This is a genomic window from Methylicorpusculum sp., assembly GCF_030651835.1.
Lineage (GTDB): Bacteria > Pseudomonadota > Gammaproteobacteria > Methylococcales > Methylomonadaceae > Methylicorpusculum.
Genome location: NZ_JAUSBX010000077.1, coordinates 1 through 20,015, shown reverse-complemented (window position 1 = coordinate 20,015; position 20,015 = coordinate 1). Strand labels below are relative to the sequence as shown.

Annotated in this window: 17 protein-coding genes; 12 read left to right on the top strand and 5 right to left on the bottom strand. The window is 46.3% G+C overall.

The window, feature by feature from the left end:
- Positions 1–289: 289 nt before the first annotated feature.
- The 9 genes from rpsB (at position 290) to Q7V32_RS09635 (ending at position 8,561) form a co-directional block, all read left to right on the top strand.
- On the top strand, positions 290–1,039 hold the full coding sequence (gene rpsB / locus Q7V32_RS09675) for a 30S ribosomal protein S2 (RefSeq protein ID WP_304896770.1): 750 nt from the start codon (positions 290–292) through the stop codon (positions 1,037–1,039).
- Between the two features lie 274 nt (positions 1,040–1,313).
- On the top strand, positions 1,314–2,195 hold the full coding sequence (tsf, locus tag Q7V32_RS09670) for a translation elongation factor Ts (protein ID WP_304896769.1): 882 nt from the start codon (positions 1,314–1,316) through the stop codon (positions 2,193–2,195).
- A 62-nt stretch (positions 2,196–2,257) separates the two neighbouring features.
- Positions 2,258–2,974, top strand: a complete 717-nt coding sequence (gene pyrH / locus Q7V32_RS09665) for a UMP kinase (protein WP_304896768.1) — start codon at positions 2,258–2,260, stop codon at positions 2,972–2,974.
- Positions 2,975–2,988: 14 nt separating this feature from the next.
- A complete protein-coding gene (frr, locus tag Q7V32_RS09660) occupies positions 2,989–3,546 on the top strand; it encodes a ribosome recycling factor (protein ID WP_304896767.1) in 558 nt (185 codons plus the stop codon).
- Between the two features lie 12 nt (positions 3,547–3,558).
- Positions 3,559–4,323 (top strand): isoprenyl transferase, encoded by a 765-nt coding sequence (locus Q7V32_RS09655; protein ID WP_304896766.1) that lies wholly within the window; start codon positions 3,559–3,561, stop codon positions 4,321–4,323.
- Between the two features lie 17 nt (positions 4,324–4,340).
- Positions 4,341–5,210: a phosphatidate cytidylyltransferase gene (locus Q7V32_RS09650; RefSeq protein WP_304896765.1), complete on the top strand. Its 870-nt coding sequence runs from the start codon at positions 4,341–4,343 to the stop codon at positions 5,208–5,210.
- Positions 5,210–6,394, top strand: coding sequence for a 1-deoxy-D-xylulose-5-phosphate reductoisomerase (gene ispC / locus Q7V32_RS09645; RefSeq protein ID WP_304896764.1), 1,185 nt, complete (start codon positions 5,210–5,212; stop codon positions 6,392–6,394). Before Q7V32_RS09650 ends, ispC begins: the two co-directional genes overlap by 1 nt.
- An 8-nt stretch (positions 6,395–6,402) precedes the next feature.
- A complete protein-coding gene (rseP, locus tag Q7V32_RS09640) occupies positions 6,403–7,758 on the top strand; it encodes an RIP metalloprotease RseP (protein WP_304896763.1) in 1,356 nt (451 codons plus the stop codon).
- An 83-nt stretch (positions 7,759–7,841) separates the two neighbouring features.
- Positions 7,842–8,561 (top strand): DsbC family protein, encoded by a 720-nt coding sequence (locus Q7V32_RS09635; protein WP_304896762.1) that lies wholly within the window; start codon positions 7,842–7,844, stop codon positions 8,559–8,561.
- A 71-nt stretch (positions 8,562–8,632) separates the two neighbouring features.
- On the opposite strand, the gene mutS is transcribed toward Q7V32_RS09635, so the two are convergent.
- Complete coding sequence (gene mutS, locus Q7V32_RS09630; RefSeq protein WP_370691450.1) at positions 8,633–11,158, bottom strand: DNA mismatch repair protein MutS; 2,526 nt, start codon at positions 11,156–11,158, stop codon at positions 8,633–8,635.
- A 270-nt stretch (positions 11,159–11,428) separates the two neighbouring features.
- Between mutS and Q7V32_RS09625 the strand changes: the two genes are divergently transcribed.
- Together Q7V32_RS09625 and Q7V32_RS09620 are read left to right on the top strand one after the other, a co-directional pair.
- Positions 11,429–12,055, top strand: a complete 627-nt coding sequence (locus Q7V32_RS09625; protein WP_304896761.1) for a LuxR C-terminal-related transcriptional regulator — start codon at positions 11,429–11,431, stop codon at positions 12,053–12,055.
- A 72-nt stretch (positions 12,056–12,127) separates the two neighbouring features.
- Positions 12,128–12,652: a PepSY domain-containing protein gene (locus Q7V32_RS09620; RefSeq protein WP_304896760.1), complete on the top strand. Its 525-nt coding sequence runs from the start codon at positions 12,128–12,130 to the stop codon at positions 12,650–12,652.
- 320 nt (positions 12,653–12,972) lie between these two features.
- On the opposite strand, the gene Q7V32_RS09615 is transcribed toward Q7V32_RS09620, so the two are convergent.
- From Q7V32_RS09615 to Q7V32_RS09605, 3 genes are all read right to left on the bottom strand, one after another.
- Positions 12,973–13,731: a TIGR02281 family clan AA aspartic protease gene (locus tag Q7V32_RS09615; protein WP_304896759.1), complete on the bottom strand. Its 759-nt coding sequence runs from the start codon at positions 13,729–13,731 to the stop codon at positions 12,973–12,975.
- A 439-nt stretch (positions 13,732–14,170) separates the two neighbouring features.
- The gene (locus tag Q7V32_RS09610; RefSeq protein WP_304896758.1) at positions 14,171–14,932 is read right to left on the bottom strand and encodes a glycerophosphodiester phosphodiesterase; all 762 of its coding nucleotides are present in this window, start codon (positions 14,930–14,932) and stop codon (positions 14,171–14,173) included.
- A gap of 65 nt (positions 14,933–14,997) precedes the next feature.
- Positions 14,998–17,163 (bottom strand): FAD-dependent oxidoreductase, encoded by a 2,166-nt coding sequence (locus Q7V32_RS09605; protein WP_304896757.1) that lies wholly within the window; start codon positions 17,161–17,163, stop codon positions 14,998–15,000.
- 631 nt (positions 17,164–17,794) lie between these two features.
- Between Q7V32_RS09605 and Q7V32_RS09600 the strand changes: the two genes are divergently transcribed.
- The gene (locus Q7V32_RS09600; protein ID WP_304896756.1) at positions 17,795–19,174 is read left to right on the top strand and encodes an L-serine ammonia-lyase; all 1,380 of its coding nucleotides are present in this window, start codon (positions 17,795–17,797) and stop codon (positions 19,172–19,174) included.
- Between the two features lie 7 nt (positions 19,175–19,181).
- Here Q7V32_RS09600 and Q7V32_RS09595 read toward each other — a convergent pair whose 3' ends face one another.
- Positions 19,182–19,865, bottom strand: a complete 684-nt coding sequence (locus Q7V32_RS09595; RefSeq protein WP_304896755.1) for a DUF4113 domain-containing protein — start codon at positions 19,863–19,865, stop codon at positions 19,182–19,184.
- Positions 19,866–20,015 lie beyond the last annotated feature (150 nt).

The following is a 20,015-nucleotide window of genomic DNA, read 5'->3' as shown; positions in this document are numbered from 1 at the left end:
CAATTATAAGGATATGCTCAGCAACCCGGCATTCTATATGGAGTCAACTGAGAGGTTTATAGTTTGTAACGCTCCGGAGAATGGCGAGTTTAGCAGAAATCGAATTGTTGCACGAAATAATTTATGGTATAAAGGCAAGTTCATTTTTTAACCAATACTCACACTTATCGTCACGCTTGGTAGGGTGCTTGTTTTGTCATAAATACAAAACAGGTTTCCAAGAGGGATAAGTGGAGGCGTAACCCAACTCGAAACGCAGGTTTCGATCAATCAATCAGGAGAAAAATCAATGGCAGCAGTGTCAATGCGTCAAATGTTAGAAGCGGGTGTTCACTTTGGACACCAAACTCGTTACTGGAATCCCAAGATGTCCAACTATCTTTTCGGGGCCCGTAATAAGATCCATATCATCAATTTGGAAAAAACGCTTCCTCTGTTCAATGACGCAATGAATTACCTGGGTCAAATGTCTGCAAATAAAGGTACCATTCTGTTTGTAGGAACAAAAAAAGCAGCGCGTAAAGCCGTCGCCGAAGAGGCAAAGCGCTGTGGTATGCCCTATGTTAATCATCGCTGGTTGGGGGGCATGCTCACCAACTTCAAAACGATAAAAAAATCAATCAATCGTCTGAAAGAGCTGGAAGCTATGAAAGCGGATGGTTCGCTCTACCACAAATTCAGCAAAAAGGAAGCTTTGGGTATGGAGCGCGAAATGGAAAAACTGGATCGCAGCTTAGGTGGAATCAAAGACATGAAAGGCATTCCTGATGTGTTGTTCATCATGGATGTCGGTTATGAAAAAAATGCCATCAGTGAAGCCAAAAAACTGGGTATTCCAGTCGTCGGTATTGTCGATTCAAACAATTCTCCCGATGACATCGATTATGTTATTCCCGGAAATGACGACTCTATTCGTGCAGTAAAACTGTATTGCCAAAGTGTCGCTGATGCAGTTCTGGAAGCAAAAACAGCTATTTTAGATCTTTCAGCACAAGCAGATGATTTTGTTGAAGAGTCAGAGTCCGCTTCAGCTGAATAAAGTTTGGATTTAAGCGAATTGCACACAAAATTCAAGAACCCTGAAAAGAAATAACTTACGCAATCCAGTCAGTTTTTCATAACACTACACGGCGTTTAGCTGGCTATATAACTGCTTGCTAAACGCTGGAGTTGGGCAGAAAAACAAGTCTGATGTGGAAATTATAAAATTCATGGTCTTGATGTGTAATTCCTGATTTTACGTTAACACAGCATCTTAAACGCCTCCTTATGGGAGGCGTTTTTACAGTTAAGAAATTTGAGGAAGAGTCATAATGAGTATTAGTGCAGGCATGGTTAAAGAACTGCGGGAGAGAACCGGTTCAGGAATGATGGAATGCAAAAAAGCATTGGTTGAGGCAAATGGAGATCTGGAACTCGCAATCGAAAACATGCGTAAAGCCGGCTTGGCCAAAGCCGATAAAAAATCCGGTCGTATAGCGGCAGAAGGACTGATCGGAGCCAAAATCGCAAATGACGGCAAAACCGCAGCGATCGTCGATCTTAACTGCGAAACCGATTTTGTTGCCAAGGGTGAAGATTTCATCGGTTTCCTCAACAGCATCGCAACTGCCTTGTTGACTTCAGACGTTGAAACGCCTGAACAACTTCAGGATATGAAGCTGGAATCCGGTAAAACAGTGGATGAAGTGCGTCGTGAATTAATCGCCAAATTAGGTGAAAATATTACCATTAGACGCTTTGAAACATACAAATTAGCAGAGGGTGGCGCTTCATGTTACCTGCATGGAAGCAAAATCGGCGTGTTGGTAGAATTGGCCAAAGCCGATGATGCCTTAGGTAAAGACATTGCCATGCATGTTGCAGCCTGCAAACCGGTTTGTGTATCGGATGATCAGGTTTCTCAGGACGAAATCAATAAAGAAAAAGACATTTTCTCGGCACAAGCGCTTGAAAGTGGCAAACCTGCTGAGATTATTGAAAAAATGATCAGCGGCCGTATTAGCAAATTTTTGGCCGAGATTACTTTGTTAGGCCAACCTTTTGTAAAAGACGATAAAACAACGGTAGGCCAGTTGCTTAAATCAAAAGGCAATAGCGTGGTTCGTTTTACCCGTTTTGAAGTCGGCGAAGGTATTGAGAAAAAAGAAGAGAATTTTGCTGAAGAAGTAATGGCTCAAGTTAGAGGCGCTTAATTCAATTCAATCCCCGCGTGAGCGCGGGGATTTACTTAAATGACTAATCACCCTATGTGACTATGACAAAACTTATCTGCCAAAGAATTTTATTAAAATTAAGCGGTGAAGCATTGATGAGCGAGAAGGGCGGCAGCATCGATGCAGAAATTGTCAAACGATTGGCCACCGAAATAAAGGAGTTATGTGAAGCAGGTATAGAAGTCGGTTTGGTTATTGGCGGCGGAAATATTTTACGAGGCGCCCAAAAAGCATCTGAAGGGCTGGATCGAGTTACCGGTGATCAGATGGGAATGCTGGCCACGGTAATCAATGCTTTGGCTATGCAGGATGCGCTGGAGTTTTTAGGTTTACAAGTGCGCGTGATGTCGGCACTAAAGATCAACCAGGTTTGCGAGGACTATATTCGCCGCAGAGCAGTCAGGCATTTGGAAAAAGGTCGCGTGGTTATTTTTGCTGCCGGAACCGGTAATCCATTTTTTACGACGGACTCGGCAGCCAGTCTCAGGGCCATTGAAATCAATGCGCAACTGATGATTAAGGCGACCAAAGTTAAAGGTGTTTATTCCGCAGATCCCGAAAAAGTCAAAGATGCTCAATTCTATGCAAGACTGACATACGATGAAGCACTGGATCAGCGGTTGAATGTAATGGATACGACAGCCTTGGTTTTATGCCGTGACAATAATCTGCCTATGCGGGTTATGAATATATTTGAACAAGGTGCCGTGATGAGACTGATGCAGGGCGAAGACATCGGTTCTCTAATTGAACGTTGAAAGAGGATTTTAGAATGATAAGTGATATTCAACAGGATGCAGCGAAAAGGATGGGTAAGAGCGTGGAAGCATTGCTCCATGATTTCGCAAAAATAAGAACGGGACGAGCTCATCCCAGTTTATTGGATCAGATCAGTGTTTCTTATTATGGCGTGCCCACGCCATTGTCTCAGGTTGCCAACATAGCTATAGAAGATGCGCGGACATTGGCTGTGACTCCCTGGGAACGAAACATGGTGCAAGCGATAGAAAAAGCCATTATGACTTCGGATCTGGGCTTGAATCCTTCAACGAATGGTTCGGTCATTCGTTTGCCTTTACCGGCTTTGACGGAAGAACGCCGCCGCGATTTGGTGAAAGTGGTCAGGCATGAAGCTGAAAATGGACGCGTTGCCATCCGCAATATTCGCCGTGATGCAAATTCTTTAATCAAAGAAGCGTTAAAAGATAAAAAGATTTCAGAAGACGACGCCAGAGCGGCAGAAGAGAAAATCCAAAAATTGACTGATCAATACATCAAAGATATTGAGAAACATCTGGAAGTTAAAGAAGCGGATTTATTGTCCATCTAAGAGGATAAATATATGTCTGCTGATGCATCGACATCCCTACCGTCAGAGTCAAATCCTCGCCATATCGCCATCATTATGGACGGTAACGGCCGCTGGGCGCAAAAACGAATGATGCCCCGTGCCATGGGGCATAAAGCCGGCGTCAAAGCCGTCAGGGCCATCGTCGATTATTGTGCCCGGCACAACATCGAGGTGTTAACCCTGTTTGCATTCAGCAGTGAAAATTGGCGCCGGCCGGTTGAAGAGGTGTCGATGCTGATGAGTTTGTTTATTTCGACATTACAAAAAGAAATTAATAAGCTCGATAAAAATAATGTGCGTGTTCGTTTTATTGGCGACAGAGTGGCATTTTCAGAGCAATTACGGACAAAAATCACGGAAGGTGAAACTCAAACTCAAAATAATACGGGTTTGACCCTGGTCGTCGCGGCTAATTACGGTGGCCGATGGGATTTGTCACAGGCTTTTCAGAAAATAGCCGGCAAAGTCAGTGGCGGTGAATTGTTAATACAGAATGTGGACGAACAGTGCATCAGTCAGCATTTATCCACAGCCGATCTTCCGGAACCCGATTTGTTTATCAGAACCGGTGGGGAGCAGCGCGTCAGTAATTTCCTTTTGTGGCAACTGGCTTACACCGAACTTTATTTTACGCCTACGCTTTGGCCCGACTTTAATCAGAAAGCCTTGGAAGAGGCCATTAATAGTTTTAAAACGCGTCAACGCCGGTTTGGTCATACCGGTGAACAAGTGCTTAATAAAGCAATTACCTTATAACAACAATTAATATAAAAATGTTAAAACAACGCATCCTGACAGCTCTTATACTCATACCCTTAGTTGTTCTTGCTGTTTACTTAATGCCGGTGCCTTACTTTGTTTTATTGGTTGGGCTGATCGTTCTGCTGGCGGGTTGGGAATGGACTGCCCTGGTAGGCATTAATTGCTGGACAGGGCGGATACTGTTTCAAGTCGGCTTGATTTTACCGATGCTAGGCATTTATTTCTGGACCTACATTCTGGAGTTTGCGGCCCAATTAACCAATTTCCCGGAAATAAGAACTCAATCCGGCATTATTGAGTGGTTAGTCGTTCTTCCGGTATTGTTTTGGCTGTTGGTCATGGTGCTTATCAGAAATACGCCGGAGGCCTTTTTAAATCTAAAAGTAAAACTGTCCTATAAGGGGTTGATCGGCTGGTTTATTCTGCTGTCTGCCTGGATGTTCTTTTATCGTTTGAAAGCTTTCTACGGCGCAGATATGGCCATGTACTTTTTGGTTCTGATTTGGCTGGCTGATATCGCAGCTTATTTTACCGGTAAAAAATACGGCGATAAAAAATTGGCCCCTGTCATCAGTCCGGGTAAAACATTGGCGGGCTTTTACGGCGCATTAGCCAGTGCTGTTGTCAGCGCTGTAGTGGTGAGTTTAATTTTTGAATTCCACCTGATTGTGCTATCTGATTTCGTATTGCTGTCAGTTTTGACGGTACTCATCTCTATCTATGGCGACCTGTTTATCAGTGTCGTAAAACGCCAGGGCGGATTTAAAGACAGTGGTTCATTATTGCCTGGACATGGTGGCATTCTGGATAGAATCGACAGCATTATTGCTGCGGCACCCTTTTTCTATGCCGGGATTTATCTGATGGGAGGTCAAATCTGATGAAAGGCATTTGTGTTCTCGGTGCGACCGGTTCAATCGGTGTCAGCACATTGGATGTTGCGGCAAGACATAAGGATTTGTACAAAGTCATCGCACTCACTGCAAACAACAATATCGATACGTTGTACGAACAATGTCTGGTGCACACGCCCGAGTATGTTGTGGTCGTCGACGAAAACAATGCCAAATTGTTTGCAGAACGTATTGCTGCTTCACCTATTGATGGCATCAAGGTTCTGTCAGGCGCCGATGCATTGGAAACCGTTGCTACACTGGATCAGGTTGATTCTGTCATGGCGGCCATTGTCGGGGCGGCAGGTCTTTTACCCAGTCTGGCGGCCGCAAAAGCGGGAAAAACGGTTTTACTGGCCAATAAGGAAGCACTGGTGATGTCCGGTGACCTGTTCATGCATGCGGTAAGAGATTGCGGCGCGCACTTGTTACCCATTGACAGCGAACATAATGCAATTTTTCAGTGTATGCCGGCCCATTATGTTTCGGGCCAATCCGCTAAAAGTGTCCGCCGTATTCTATTGACGGCTTCAGGCGGCCCCTTTAGAACGATGCCTCTGGACAAGCTCAAAGACGTTACTCCTGAACAGGCGGTTGCCCATCCAAACTGGGATATGGGCCGGAAAATATCGGTGGATTCGGCGACCATGATGAATAAAGGGCTAGAGTTAATCGAAGCCTGCCTGTTGTTCAACATGAAGCCCGAACAAATACAAGTTGTGATTCATCCCCAAAGCGTCATTCACTCCATGGTCGATTATGTCGATGGAACTGTCCTGGCACAAATGGGTAATCCCGATATGCGGATTCCTATTGCCCATGCCATGGCTTGGCCGGAGCGATTCGATTCAGGCGCGGCGCCTCTTAATATCTTCGATGTCAAACATATGGATTTTGAAGCGCCGGATCTTGATCGCTTTCCGTGCCTGAGATTGGCTATTGAAGCCATCAATGCCGGAGGGGTCATGCCTGCCGTACTGAATGCTGCCAATGAAATTGCGGTAGATGCATTTTTGAATGAACAGATCCGGTTTACCGATATTCCTGTCGTCATTGAGAAAACAATGCAGGCATTTGAGGTAAGTGAAGCGGATACTCTGGAAAAAGTGCTGTCTGTAGACAGTCAGGCTCGGGATGTAGCCAGGCAAAATCTTTTGTCGCTGGCTAACTGAACGCGTTGATGCATACTTTATTCTATTTTATCCTTGCCATCGGAATTCTTGTCTCCTTTCATGAATTCGGCCATTTCTGGGTAGCGCGTAAAGCCGGCGTTAAAGTACTCAGGTTTTCAGTCGGGTTCGGTAAGGTCTTGTGGTCTTACAAACAGACGCCCGATTCAACAGAATACGTCATTTCGGCCATCCCTCTGGGTGGTTATGTCAAAATGGTAGACGAAAGAGAGGGAGAGGTTGCATCTGCAGACTTACCCTTTGCTTTTAACCGTCAATCCATTCTCGCCCGCTCCGCGATTGTCGCAGCAGGTCCGGTGTTTAATTTCATTCTTGCCATAGCGCTGTTTTGGTTTGTGCTGATGATGGGCGAAACCGGGTTGCGTCCGATTGTCGGGCAAATAATGCCTGAAACGCTCGCAGCGCAAGCCGGTTTTGTCGAGGAAGATGAGATAGTTGCTGTAAACGGAGAGACGGTAAAGACCTGGAGCGAAGTGATGGAAATGATATTTTCATCAGCCGCGCAACCGGCCACTGACGGGCTCAGTATTGAAGTAAAAAGTACAGAGGATGAGCGTCAGACTAAGGTGTTGCAAATACCTGAGGAATTACAAAAAAATCCTGAACAGCTCTATAAAAAACTGGGACTGGTACCCTGGATGCCGCCCATTAAGGCCGTTTTCGGTAAGGTGCTTGAGGGTAAACCTGCAGAGAAGGCAGGCTTGAAAAGCGGTGATGTCTTATTGAAAGCGAATGAGGTGTCAATCGAAAACTGGATGCAATGGGTCGACTATGTCAAAGAACGCCCCGATACGCCGATAGAGCTGACTCTCGAACGAGAAGGTGTTGAACTCAAATTGAGTATTACGCCTGAGAAAGTTGAAGAAAATGGCGCAGCGGTTGGGAAAATTGGCGCTGCAGCACTGATTCCAGAAGATCTGATTGCTTCTTTGCAGGTCACGCATTCATTATCACCCTGGCCTGCAATGCAGACCGCCGTATCGAGAACTGTCTTTTTTTCAAAGGTGACTTTAAAAATGATGGGCCATATGTTGATCGGCAACGCATCGGTCAAAAATCTGAGCGGACCTATCAGTATTGCCCAATTTGCCGGTATTTCTGCCGAGAGAGGTTTGGTTGAGTTTTTGTCATTTCTGGCAAAAATAAGTATCAGTTTGGCGGTACTTAATCTCTTGCCTATTCCTGTGCTGGACGGGGGGCACTTACTGTTTTTTGCTATTGAAGCCGTAAAAGGCAGTCCGGTCAGCGAAAAAGTCCAGCTTGTATTTCAACAAGCGGGCATTCTGTTACTCCTGTCCCTCATGGCTTTGGCCATGTTTTTAGACTTGGAACGCTTGTTTCAATAAATTGCTTTGTAGCAGCTTAAAAAGTTATGAACGATAACTTTTTCTAGTAGTCCATTACCGAAATTAACTTACCTGGAAGAGTCATGCAGCAACTTATCAGAACCCTAATGCTTACCGGTGCAGTATTAAGTGCATCCATGGTGAGCGCCGATGAAAACGCTATCAAAGAGTCATTGAAAAAATCAATGCCTTCAATCAATCCCGAGTCTATCACGCCTTCTGAAGTTAAAGGTTTGTATGAAGTCGTGGTCGGCGCAAATATCTTTTACATGTCGGAAGACGGTAAATATCTGCTGCAGGGACGTTTGGTCGATGTGGCGGCAAGAACCGATTTGACAGAAGTTAAAATGTCACAAACGCGGAAAAATGCCTTGGCAAAATTGGGTGAAGATCAAATGATCGTATTTAAGCCCAAAGAAAGTAAATATAAAGTCTTTATATTTACCGATATTGACTGCGGCTATTGCCGGAAGCTGCATTCTGAAATTGATCAATACCTGGCAGAAGGCATAACCATTCAATATCTTTTCTTTCCTCGTTCAGGAAAAGATACCGATTCTTACAAAAAAGCAGTATCGGTCTGGTGTGCCAGTGACAGAAATGCGGCTTTGACCAAAGCGAAAAAAGGCGAAAACATCGAAGCCAAAGAGTGTACTCATCCGGTTGATGCCCACATGCAGTTGGGCGTTGATTTTGAGGCACGCGGTACGCCGATGATTGTGACTGAAAACGGCAGCGTTTACCCCGGATATCTTCCTGCAAAACAGCTGGTGGAAGTGTTGCGCGAAGAGAAAGCTAAGTAATTCCGTATTTTCTGCTTAACATCCGAAAAAGCCGGTTCAGCCAAACAAGGTTGAACCGGCTGCAATTCTCGTTAAATCATCCCCTTAAGCCGGTAGAGCAATTCCAATGCCTGACGTGGCGTCAGCTGATCAGGATCCAGTTCAGACAGCAACGAAACGGCCGGGCAATATTCCTTGCCGGTAAATAAATCGAGTTGATGATTGCCTGTTCCGGCTTGCTGTTCCAGATAAGCCGTATTTTCAAGGTGATGTAATTTTTGTTTGGCTTTATCGATGACAACAGCCGGGACACCGGCTAGCGAAGCGACCTGTAATCCGTAACTTTGACTAGCAGGTCCCTCTTTAACCGCATGCAGAAAAATAATCTTATCGCCATGCTCCATCGCTTCCAGGTGGACGTTGTGAATGGTTTTCTGCTCTTCAGCCAAAGCCGTCAATTCGAAATAGTGCGTGGCAAACAGCGTAAACGCTTTAGTGATTTTGGCTAAATAGTCGGCGCAGGCCCAAGCTAACGACAAGCCGTCGAACGTGCTGGTGCCCCGGCCAATCTCATCCATCAGGATCAGGCTTTTATCGGTGGCGTTATGCAAAATATTGGCGGTTTCCGACATTTCCACCATAAATGTCGATCGGCCGCTGGCCAGATCATCCGATGCGCCGATACGGGTAAATATTTTATCGATGGGGCCGCAGCTGAAAGATTTGGCCGGAACAAAACAGCCGATATGCGCCATCAAAACAATCAATGCCGTTTGCCGCATATAAGTGGATTTACCGCCCATATTGGGGCCGGTAATGACCAGCATTTTGCGTTGACTGCCCAGGTTGAGGTCATTGGCGACAAATGGAACGTCGGATACTTGTTCGACCACCAAATGGCGGCCGCTATCTATCTGAATGCCCGATTTTTGCGTCAGTACCGGCTTGACGAGATTCAATGTATCGGCGCGTTCAGCAAAATTGACCAGTACATCGAGCTCAGCCAGTCCATTTGCACACTGTTGCAGCGGGAGCAAAGATTCAGCGATGCTATTCAATAGCTGCTCATACAATGCTTTTTCAAACGACAATGATTTTTCCTTGGCACTGAGCACCTTGTCTTCAAAGCTTTTCAGTTCAGCGGTGATATAGCGTTCAACACCTTTCAGCGTCTGTTTGCGCGAGTAGTAGGCAGGCACATTATCCGCTTGAGAGCGCGGCACTTCGATGTAGTAACCGTGGACGCGATTGTAGTTAACTTTGAGGGTGTTGATGCCGGTTGCGGCTTTTTCGCGGGCTTCCATATCGAGCAGGTATTGATCGGCGTGCTGGCTTAAGTTGCGTAGTTCATCCAGTTCAACATGATAACCGGGAGCGATTACACCACCGTCTCGTATCAGTACGGGTGGATTATCAACCACCGATTTACGGAGTAAATCCAGTAATTGCGGATGTTCGCCTAACTGGTTTTGCAGTCTTGCTATTTCGTTATCTTCTATTTGCGATAGCACTGAATGCAAATCGGGCAATACCGTCAGCGTATCGCGCAGAACCAGCAAATCTCTTGGCCGTGCCGATTTAAGCGCAATTCTAGAACTGATGCGTTCGATATCGCCGGTTTGTTTGAGTAGACGTTGAAGGGTCTGAAAACAACGGTCTGTTATCAAGCATTCAATGCTGTTATACCGTGCTTTCAAACGTTCCTGCTGCCTTAAAGGCCGATGAATCCATCGGCGCAGACAGCGACTGCCCATGGCTGTGACTGTTTTATCCAGCACACCGAACAAAGTAAATTGAAGCTGGCCTGACGGGTGATAATCCAGTTCAAGGTTACGGCGGCTGGCGGCATCAAGAATGATGCTGTCGCTGTTATGTTCAACCTGAACGCCTTGAATATGCGGCAAAGCCGTTTGTTGAGTTTCTTTGACATAGAGCAATAAACAACCGGCGGCGGCAACTGCGACCGGCATGTTCTCGCAGCCGAAGCCTTTTAGATCGAGGGTATTGAATTGTTTCAGTACGTGCTGGCGCGCACTGTTGATTTCAAAATGCCATGGCGCTCGTTTGCAGATGCCGCGCCGCTGTTTTAGCGCATCGGGTAGCCGGAAATCTTCTGAAACCAGGAGTTCGGCCGGGTTGAGTCGTTCAATTTCACTTAAAAAGGCATCAAGGTTGTCTATTTGCTGCAAGATAAAACGGCCGCTAGTCAAATCAAGGCTGGCAATGCCGAATTTCTGCCCGTCAAGATGGATCCCGACTAACAGATTGTCTTTTCGATCTTCCAGCAAGGCTTCATCGGTCACCGTGCCGGGGGTCATAATACGCATGACTTTCCGGTCAACAGGACCTTTGGAGGTTGCCGGGTCGCCGATTTGTTCGCAGATGGCGACCGATTCGGATTGTTTCAATAATCTGGCAATGTAACCCTCTGCGGCATGATACGGAATGCCGGCCATTGGAATGGGCGTGCCGCCTGAGTGGCCGCGGCTGGTCAGCGTGATATCGAGTAATTGTGCCGCTTTTGCGGCATCTTCAAAAAACAGCTCGTAAAAGTCGCCCATACGATAAAAAAGTAAGGTATCCGGATGTTCCGCTTTGATACGCAGATATTGCTGCATCATTGGTGTATGGGACGGCGCGGGGGTGATTATCGGCGTGATTTCTGAATCAATGTTGTCGAGGGTCATGGGCATGAAAAAGTTGTAAAGCCAGTGTTATATAAGATGCATAACACGAGTCGAAGGATTAAAGTGACTCCATCCTTAATTAGGATTACATTTTAACATGATGGGATTGCAGGAAGGGCGGTCTTTGACAAGATGTAAAATGATAACGAAATAGGGTCCAATTTACGGTGCGATCTTTGTTGGCTAGCTAATGATAATACTATGAGTGGTAATTGCTTAAATCTGTTATTGCTGTCGTATGAGCATGATCCGTTAGCGGGTTATGACTGTTTACAACGTCATGATTTTGAGATTCAACGGTATCGGTTTAATCATATTTCTAGAGACTATGCCGATTTTTCAGCATTTCATTTGGTAGGGATCGATGGATTAATGCCCCCCGATTCAATTCTCGAGCTTTTGCAAACCCAGCAAAACAAAGAAACGAATAAATTTATCATTTTCAATTTACAGGAAAATATTCACAATGCAGTCAATTATCTTCAAGCCGGTGCTCGCGGGATTTTGACGGCTAAGCATGAGCAGCAAGAAGTGGCTGATATCTTTAAGGCAGTTCACCAGGGAGTTATTTACATAGATAACGATGTGGCTCAAAAGCTAGCCATGCGGCATATCAAGAAAATTTTGGAACCTTTTGATGCGCTAAGTTCCAGGGAATTTGATGTGTTTTGCCTGATTGCCGAGGATTTCCCCATAACCTATATCGCCAATCAACTGACTATTTCTTTAAAAACCGTATTCAATTGTCAAACAGCGATTCGGCGCAAATTAAATGCTCAAGATAATGATCAATTCAAACTGATCGCTAAAAACAATGGACTGATTTAAGTGACAGGGTTAAAATTCCCGAAAATCGGGAATAATTTCTGATGCCTCATTCTAAATCGATTGGAGTTCAAAATGAAAAAACAGCTCATTAGTGGTGTCATGTTATTGAGTTTAAATGCTGTTATTCCTGTGTCGGTGGCAGGTGATCAGGCTTTGGAAGATTGTTTGGCTGAGGTAAAGAAAGAAAAAACCGGAACCGTGTTAAAACTTGAAAAGCTGAATGTGTCCGGTAAACCATTCTATGAGGTTGAAGTTAAAGACGCTAACGGCTTTGAATGGGAATTTATGTGCGATGCCGTAACCGGAAAAATAACAGAAACTGAAAGTGAGGTTGCTGATCCAAAAAGCCAGGCATTCAAGCAAAAAGCTAAAATTACCGAAGAAGATGCCGCTAAGATAGCTTTAAAAGCTTATCCGGGCAAAATTGAAGAAGTCGAATATGAAATTGAAAAGGATGGCAGCGCCTCATTCGAATTCGACATAGTGAGCGAAAAGGGTGTCGAAACCAAAGTGGAAGTAGATGCCGCAACTGGAAAAATCATTGAAGTCTCCATTGAAGAATGGGAAATCGGTGAAGAATCCGACGAAAAAAGATAAGCGGTTTTTTAAAGGCGACGTTCAATAACTGTCCTGATTAGCAAGCTGTTTCAGCTGAATCCATAAACCCGTCATGCTCGTCTGGAAACGGGTATCCACTGCCATGGAGGTTAAGCTTCGAGCTATCCATGGAGTCTGGATTTCGGCAATCCCTGCCGAAATGACGCGGTCGGCTAGGGAAAAAGAGTTAGAGTTGCAACATCTTTATAATCAGAATAACTGTTGCCGGTGATTTTTCTCTTTGAGAGCATCGGCTAGACTGCGTGAGTTAATAGTTTTTTCTTCAGGTTTCTAATTTCAAACGTTGGGCAGTCAATGGCTCAATGATCACTGTAAGTCGTTTTACAATGATTTTGCTCATCGCAGATCACTGTTTTTTTCCAGGTGGGTTTAACTTTCTTCTCAGTTTTTATGGCTTCGCGGGGAAGAGCAGGTGGGTCAATGTTTTCAGGTAAAGCCGAGGCTAATCCGCTTTCAATTTCAGCAATTTCCTCAGTTCTGTTATAAGCGACCAAGGTTAGCGTATTTCCATTTTGAGTGATATGAAAATACTTCAACGTGTTCATGCCAATCAATACCTCGGTCAGATGCTGGTTAATATGAGCATCAAGATTGCTTATTTCTGCGTTACCCATTTTCAGGGTGTCTATCCGGGTTTGATAATCAAGAACCCTTCCGCCCGCTGTATGAGTAGTAACCAAGCTTCCTAAAGGCAGTCCTGCTGACTTTGCCATGCTGGCAGGAATCGAGGTCGTAGTTGCTCCGGTGTCGATCAAAAAGGGCATGGGGACATTATTTATCAGCACTGTTCCTCTGAAATGACCTTGCATATCGGTTTTTAAAATAAGGCCTCCGGGAATCAAATCAGGAGACTGATGACGCGTTATTACAGAAACCGGCTGAACGGTTTTTGCGTTTTTGACTTTGTCCAGAAGACGGTCGGCACCGTACCATAGGATGGCAAGCGTCAAAAAGGGGGATAAGAGGAATTTAAGCGATGAGCTTATTTTTCCGGATGTGTTTGTCGAGTAGACCTTCTTGTTTTTTTGATGGTAATAATCGCGGTCCTGAAATCCCATTTGTTCTCCGGAAAAAAATCGATAGCCAATTTTAAAAAAACACCCGGATCAGTTGAGTTTCCAGAGTGAGCAGTTACCCTGGAAAAATCATTGGATCTACGAAAAGACTAAAAGAACTTAACTTTTTGGTGTTGAACACGTTCTCGCAAGCACCGCCGCCATTATCAAAATTGACAAAGCACCTTTGACGATGACAACAAGTTTACTTTCACATCCGATTTTGTTCTGTGAATAGGGTTATATAAAAACCCGGCCATATTATGATCAAGTTAATCCGACTTCAGTATTTACAAGGGTTTAACGGGTGTTGAAACAGTTTAAAGACAGGGTTATCCACAGATTTTGTGGATAAATCCGCTTTGGGTTTTCTTTAACGCAGAGTAGAAAGGCATTTTTCGACGAGGTTTTGATCAAATCATCTCAAATTGCGCCTACGTATTTAGCCCTTAAGCATCGCCCGTCTTGATAATCTTAGTTTCAAGGCGAGTTGTGGATCATCGGTGATCATAATCGCCACATTCAGATCTAAAGCTTTCTTTATTTCTGCCTCGCTGTTACAGGTATAGGTCACGACCGTTTTGCCGTGAGCGTGTAAGTATTCGACCATTGACTGCGTCATCCCTCTAACCGGTAAACAAAAACCAGCCAGAAAAGGCTGTCTGCCCATTGCGAGGTCAAGATCTTCAACCGTATGATGGTCTTCCAAAATGTAAAACAGGGGTGTTTTACTCGAATACTGATATGCAATTTCCAGGCTTTGCAGATTGAATGATGATACAAACACATCGTCGGCCCCCGACTCACCCATGATGTCCAGGATGAGCTGTATTTTTTGTTGTTGCCTGCTGACGGACTCCCATTCATGGTTTTTGACTTCAATATTCAGAGTGCAACGCCCCCTGTATCTGTGGAGAAAAGCCTCCAGACTGATAATGCCTTCATGATCCGGAGCCTGAGTAAAACGCATAGCCTGCAGTTCTTCGAAATCATAGTCGTCGATGCGCTTGTCGGGCAGGCCCAGCTTATCCAGAAAACGATCATGGAACAGAACAGGGATGGCGTCCCTGCTTAACTGAACGTCAGTTTCTATACCGTCGATGGCATAATTCAGCGCTTTATCAAACGCGGCCGCAGTGTTTTCCGGCGCTTGCCGGTTGGCGCCGCGATGGGCAAAAATTGTGCAATTAAAAACCGTGTTCATTTAGTCATTCAACTCCAAGTCCTACGATAACGGATTGACAGCAACATAAAATAGCATCGCGTCTTTCAATCTTGCAAAGAAGCCGGGCCACGCCGCCAGGCATGATAACGGGCCACCCAGCGCAACAGGGTTTTTGGCGCATGGGCGCGTTTCCATGCGCCGGCTACGTATTTGTTCGCTTCGGACAATGTCGGATAAATATGAATGGTCCCCAGTATTTTATTGAGTCCGATGCCATGCTTCATGGCCAGCACAAATTCAGCGATCAGGTCGCCGGCATGTTCGCCTACAATCGTGACGCCGAGAATATGATCTTTGCCGGGCCGGGTCAGCACTTTGACAAAGCCGTGCGCTTCACCGTCCGCAATTGCCCGGTCCAGATCATCGATGCCGTAGGTCACGACCTCATAAGCGATGCCTTGCTGGCTGGCCTCTTGTTCGTTAATACCCACGCGTGCGACCTCGGGGTCGGTAAACGTCGACCATGGAATCACCGAATAATCGGTGCGAAATTTTTTGAACTGGCCAAACAAGGCATTAACGGCGGCATACCAGGCTTGATGAGCGGCAAAATGCGTAAATTGATATGGACCTGTGACATCGCCAACCGCGTAAATATTGGGAAATGTAGTTTCCTGAAAGGGATTGGTTGCAATCGTTTGGCGGGGCGACAGTCCGATGCCTAATTCGTCAACACCATAGCCTTTAATGTTAGCGCTGCGGCCTAACGCGATCAAAACCTGATCAAATGCAATTCTGACCGTCTCACCTTTGAACTCGGCGATCAGCAACTTTTCCCCGTTTTCAATCATGAATGCCACGGCGGTATGTTCCACCCTTACATCGATTCCCTCTTGTTTGAAGCGGGTCATTACTGCTTCAGAGACATCTGCATCTTCCCGGATCATCAGTCTCGGTAATTGTTCAATTTGAATGACGGTGGAGCCGAATCTCGCAAAACACTGTGCCAGTTCACAGCCTATAGGACCACCGCCCAGCACCAGCAAACGGCCGGGTAGCTCCCTGAGATTCCAGATCGTGTCCGAGGTCAGGGGCTCGATCAGTTCCATGCCGGGAATAGGTGGCAGTAAAGGTCGGGCACCTGCAGCAATGACGATCGATCGAGTGGTCAATGTTTGAATGCCATCAGTCGTTTTGACCTGCACTTCCCAAGGGGTGATGATCTTAGCTTCCCCTTGAATCACGTCAACACCCAGAGCTTGATAACGTCCGATGGAATCGTGCGGTGCAATGGTATTGATGATCGCGTGCACCCGGTCCATGATATTGGCGAAATCAAATTCGGCAGTGACCTGATTGAAGCCGAACTCTTGAGCTCTTCTCAGGTGCGCCAGCCATTTGGCCGACCGGATCAGCGTTTTTGAAGGGACGCAGCCGGTATTCAGGCAATCACCGCCCATAGTGTGTTTTTCTATCAATGTAACTTTGGCGTTGACCGCCGCCGCTATGTAGGCTGTCACCAAGCCCCCGGAACCGGCGCCGATGACAATCAGGTTGTTATCAAAGCGTTCCGGTTTTTGCCAGCCTTCGTAGAGCTTTCGTTTGGTCACGGTATCGATGATCTTTTTAGCCAGCAACGGAAACAGGCCCAACAAAATAAAGGAACCGATCAAGCCGGGCGATAAAATGCTGCCCAGCGAATCGATAGCCGCCAATTGGGTGCCTGCATTGACATAAACCAGCGTTCCGGCCAGCATGCCTGCCTGGCTAACCCAATAAAAAGTTCTGGCTTTAAGCGCAGTCAAGCCCATCGCCAGATTGATTATAAAAAACGGAAACAACGGTACCAGCCGTAACGTAAACAGATAGAAGGGGCCGTCTCGTTTGATGCCTTCATTAATTGCTTCAAGCCTGGCTCCAAAACGGACTTTAATCCAGTCACGGAATAAAAATCGTGCGGCGAGAAACGCCAATGTGGCGCCTAAAGTCGAGGCGAAGGAAACGATCACGGTTCCCCAAAAAAGGCCGAATACCGCGCCGCCTGCCAGTGTTAATACAGTCGCTCCTGGAAGTGAAAGCCCGGTCACCGTGATATACATTAAAAAATAGATCAGTACAGCCTTGACAGGGAATTGGCTGCGATAGGATTCAACCGCGGCTTGTTGCGACTTCAGGCTTTCCAGTGTCAGGTACTGTTGGAGATCGAAACTGAAAAACACCATTACCATAACGGCAATAGCCAACAACAAAAACATTTTTGATTGGGTCATCTTATACTCCTTGATTTGTTTAACATGAGTAAATCCTTTGGCCTATTACGTGTTTCGTTACTGAGTCTTTTAAAAGCGCACCTTCTCAAATAGGACGCCTATTTAATGGCTCCGGCTCAATCGCGTCTCTCAATATACCAGTAAAATGTCCGGCTTCCGGCCAAATGCCAGCGAGGGTCAAAATTAATGCACCACGATAAGGCATTCTGTTGGATTAGCTCTCTGTTCTATTGTTCAATTGGGAGTTTCTGCTCACCCCTCCAATTTTAGTGGGTCTAGGCGGTTGATTGAAAACGTTTTTACAACAGGGATGTTGCATAAAGCTATAGGGGTGTATTTAAGTCTCCTTTGAAATCAATTATCTACACCCTCAATTCAAAGCGGGAGAGTCGTTGCCAATTGAGCTAAAAATGAACGAAGATGATTTTTTCTGATCAGTAGGCAGAGGAGAAATGTAAAGGCGCGCAACTGAAATTACTGGTCAGGATCGTCATTAAACGGCAGGAATCATTGATCACTCTCGCTGGTTTAAATTTTGCTTTGCTTTATCCAGGTTTTTGTAAAACACTGGCTGACAAAGTGAGTCTGTTGTTTAATTTTAAGTTTTGTTGGACCACTCTTAAGGCAAACCATGGCAATAAGCGTATTTGATATGTTTAAAATCGGAATTGGCCCCTCCAGTTCACATACGGTGGGACCTATGCGGGCGGCATTGCAGTTTGCGCGTAAACTTGAAGAGTCCGGCCTTATCGAGCAGGTTGAGACAATCCATATTGCGCTTTATGGGTCATTGGGAGCGACCGGCAAAGGCCATGGTACGGATAAAGCCGTCATGATGGGACTGGAAGGTGAGGCCCCGGATTTGATCGATCCATCGATTATTCCGGGCCGACTCGAAGAGATCCGGCATACCTGTCGTCTTAATTTACTCAAGCGTCGGTCGATTACGTTCAATGAAAAAACACAACTGGTTTTTCATCGAAAACTGTTGCCTTTCCATTCCAACGGTATGCGCTTTACCGCAATGGACACAGGAGGCAATGAGCTTTTGCAAAAGGATTATTATTCGGTTGGCGGCGGGTTTGTTGTCACCGGAGAAAATGCCGCCAGCGACCGCTTGGTTGATGACGATACCTGTCTGCCTTATCCTTTTAAATCGGCCGATGCGCTGCTTAAACTATGTGCCCGGCATAAAAAATCCATCAGTCAGCTGATGTGGGAAAATGAAAAGGCATGGTTGAGTGAGAAAGAGATCAGAAATCATTTGCTGGCCATCTGGCAGGTTATGCAAGCTTGTGTCGATCGGGGCATGCACGCAGAAGGTGTCTTGCCCGGCGGCATGAAAGTCAAACGCCGGGCGGCGCATTTATATCAACAGATGACGCATCAGATTCCTCACCAGACGCCGGGTGTGCCTGTCGGAACGCTGGACTGGGTTAACCTTTTTGCCTTGGCGGTCAGCGAAGAAAATGCCGCCGGTGGCCGGGTTGTGACCGCGCCGACCAATGGAGCAGCGGGCATCATTCCCTCTGTGCTGCATTACTATTGGAAATTCTGCGAAGGCGCCAATGAAGAAGGCGTTATCCGGTTTTTATTAACCGCTGCCGCCATCGGTATTTTGTATAAGGAGAATGCGTCGATTTCCGGTGCCGAGGTGGGTTGCCAGGGCGAGGTCGGTGTTGCCTGCTCAATGGCTGCCGGTGCCTTGGCTGAAGTATTGGGAGGAAGCCCCGAACAGGTTGAAAATGCTGCCGAGATCGGCATGGAACATAATCTGGGTCTGACTTGTGACCCAGTTGGCGGCTTGGTCCAAGTGCCCTGTATCGAGCGCAATGCCATGGGTTCGGTCAAGGCGATTAATGCCGCGCGCATTGCTTTGCGCGGCGATGGAACGCATTTTGTATCGCTGGACAAAGTGATCAAAACGATGCGCGAGACCGGTGCGGATATGAAGACGAAATACAAGGAAACATCACGCGGCGGTTTGGCGGTTAATTTGATTGAATGCTGACAGTCTGCTAACCGCATTTGACTTTGGCCAACTCGCTCCATTCGGTGGTGTACCGGCTGGATTTGTTGTTGATACTGACTTGCCAGCGCTGGCCCAGGCCCGTCGCAGCAACGGTGATGGTTTTTTTATGGAAGCGCCGGTTGATCTGATCGACAGTATCCATCAGGACGGCAGCATTGTTTGTGGGATTTTGATCGTCATATAAAAACAAATCTTGCTGATCGGGCTGTGTTGCAGGCCGGATGTCTGACAGTTGCACACCGCATTTCTGATAGCGGTAACCGGCCTTGAAGAGTGATTTCAATAGCTGTTTGGCGGCATGGACAAGACGGCGGGTGTCTTGTGTCGCTTGCGGCAAAATCATACTGGCCGAACGCTGGTAATAGGGCTCCTGGGCGTTATGCGGGTTGGTGCGTATAAACACGCTGATCGATCCCGTTACAGAGTGCTGATTTCTGAGTTTTTCTGCGGCGCGACTGCAGAATTCGGCCAGTGCTTCGGCTAGTTCATCCTCTTCAGTCAGACGCCTTTTAAAACTGCGCGAGCAGACAATTTGCAGCTTGTCCGCAACAACATCGTCAATCATCAAGCAGGCGATGCCATTCAGTTCCATCACCGTGCGTGCCACGACAATATTAAACTGTGCTTGTATCCGGTCAACCGGTTGATTCGCCAAATCCCAGGCAGTCACTATGTTCAGTCGCTGAAAATCTTGGAAACGGAGCGCCAGCGAAGTGAAGATTTTTAGTCCCCGATAGCCGTAGCGCCGGGCGGGTTTTCGTAGCTTGCGGAGAAAACCTGCAAGGCATCGCGAAACGGCGTTAAGTCATGCGAGAGCCAA

What these genes read in the sequence shown, in the direction of transcription:
- rpsB (WP_304896770.1), top strand. Translation starts at nt 290, where the DNA reads ATGGCAGCAGTGTCAATGCGTCAAATGTTAGAAGCGGGTGTTCACTTT.
- tsf (WP_304896769.1), top strand. Translation starts at nt 1,314, where the DNA reads ATGAGTATTAGTGCAGGCATGGTTAAAGAACTGCGGGAGAGAACCGGT.
- pyrH (WP_304896768.1), top strand. Translation starts at nt 2,258, where the DNA reads ATGACAAAACTTATCTGCCAAAGAATTTTATTAAAATTAAGCGGTGAA.
- frr (WP_304896767.1), top strand. Translation starts at nt 2,989, where the DNA reads ATGATAAGTGATATTCAACAGGATGCAGCGAAAAGGATGGGTAAGAGC.
- Q7V32_RS09655 (WP_304896766.1), top strand. Translation starts at nt 3,559, where the DNA reads ATGTCTGCTGATGCATCGACATCCCTACCGTCAGAGTCAAATCCTCGC.
- Q7V32_RS09650 (WP_304896765.1), top strand. Translation starts at nt 4,341, where the DNA reads ATGTTAAAACAACGCATCCTGACAGCTCTTATACTCATACCCTTAGTT.
- ispC (WP_304896764.1), top strand. Translation starts at nt 5,210, where the DNA reads ATGAAAGGCATTTGTGTTCTCGGTGCGACCGGTTCAATCGGTGTCAGC.
- rseP (WP_304896763.1), top strand. Translation starts at nt 6,403, where the DNA reads ATGCATACTTTATTCTATTTTATCCTTGCCATCGGAATTCTTGTCTCC.
- Q7V32_RS09635 (WP_304896762.1), top strand. Translation starts at nt 7,842, where the DNA reads ATGCAGCAACTTATCAGAACCCTAATGCTTACCGGTGCAGTATTAAGT.
- mutS (WP_370691450.1), bottom strand. Translation starts at nt 11,158, where the DNA reads ATGCAGCAATATCTGCGTATCAAAGCGGAACATCCGGATACCTTACTT.
- Q7V32_RS09625 (WP_304896761.1), top strand. Translation starts at nt 11,429, where the DNA reads ATGAGTGGTAATTGCTTAAATCTGTTATTGCTGTCGTATGAGCATGAT.
- Q7V32_RS09620 (WP_304896760.1), top strand. Translation starts at nt 12,128, where the DNA reads ATGAAAAAACAGCTCATTAGTGGTGTCATGTTATTGAGTTTAAATGCT.
- Q7V32_RS09615 (WP_304896759.1), bottom strand. Translation starts at nt 13,731, where the DNA reads ATGGGATTTCAGGACCGCGATTATTACCATCAAAAAAACAAGAAGGTC.
- Q7V32_RS09610 (WP_304896758.1), bottom strand. Translation starts at nt 14,932, where the DNA reads ATGAACACGGTTTTTAATTGCACAATTTTTGCCCATCGCGGCGCCAAC.
- Q7V32_RS09605 (WP_304896757.1), bottom strand. Translation starts at nt 17,163, where the DNA reads ATGACCCAATCAAAAATGTTTTTGTTGTTGGCTATTGCCGTTATGGTA.
- Q7V32_RS09600 (WP_304896756.1), top strand. Translation starts at nt 17,795, where the DNA reads ATGGCAATAAGCGTATTTGATATGTTTAAAATCGGAATTGGCCCCTCC.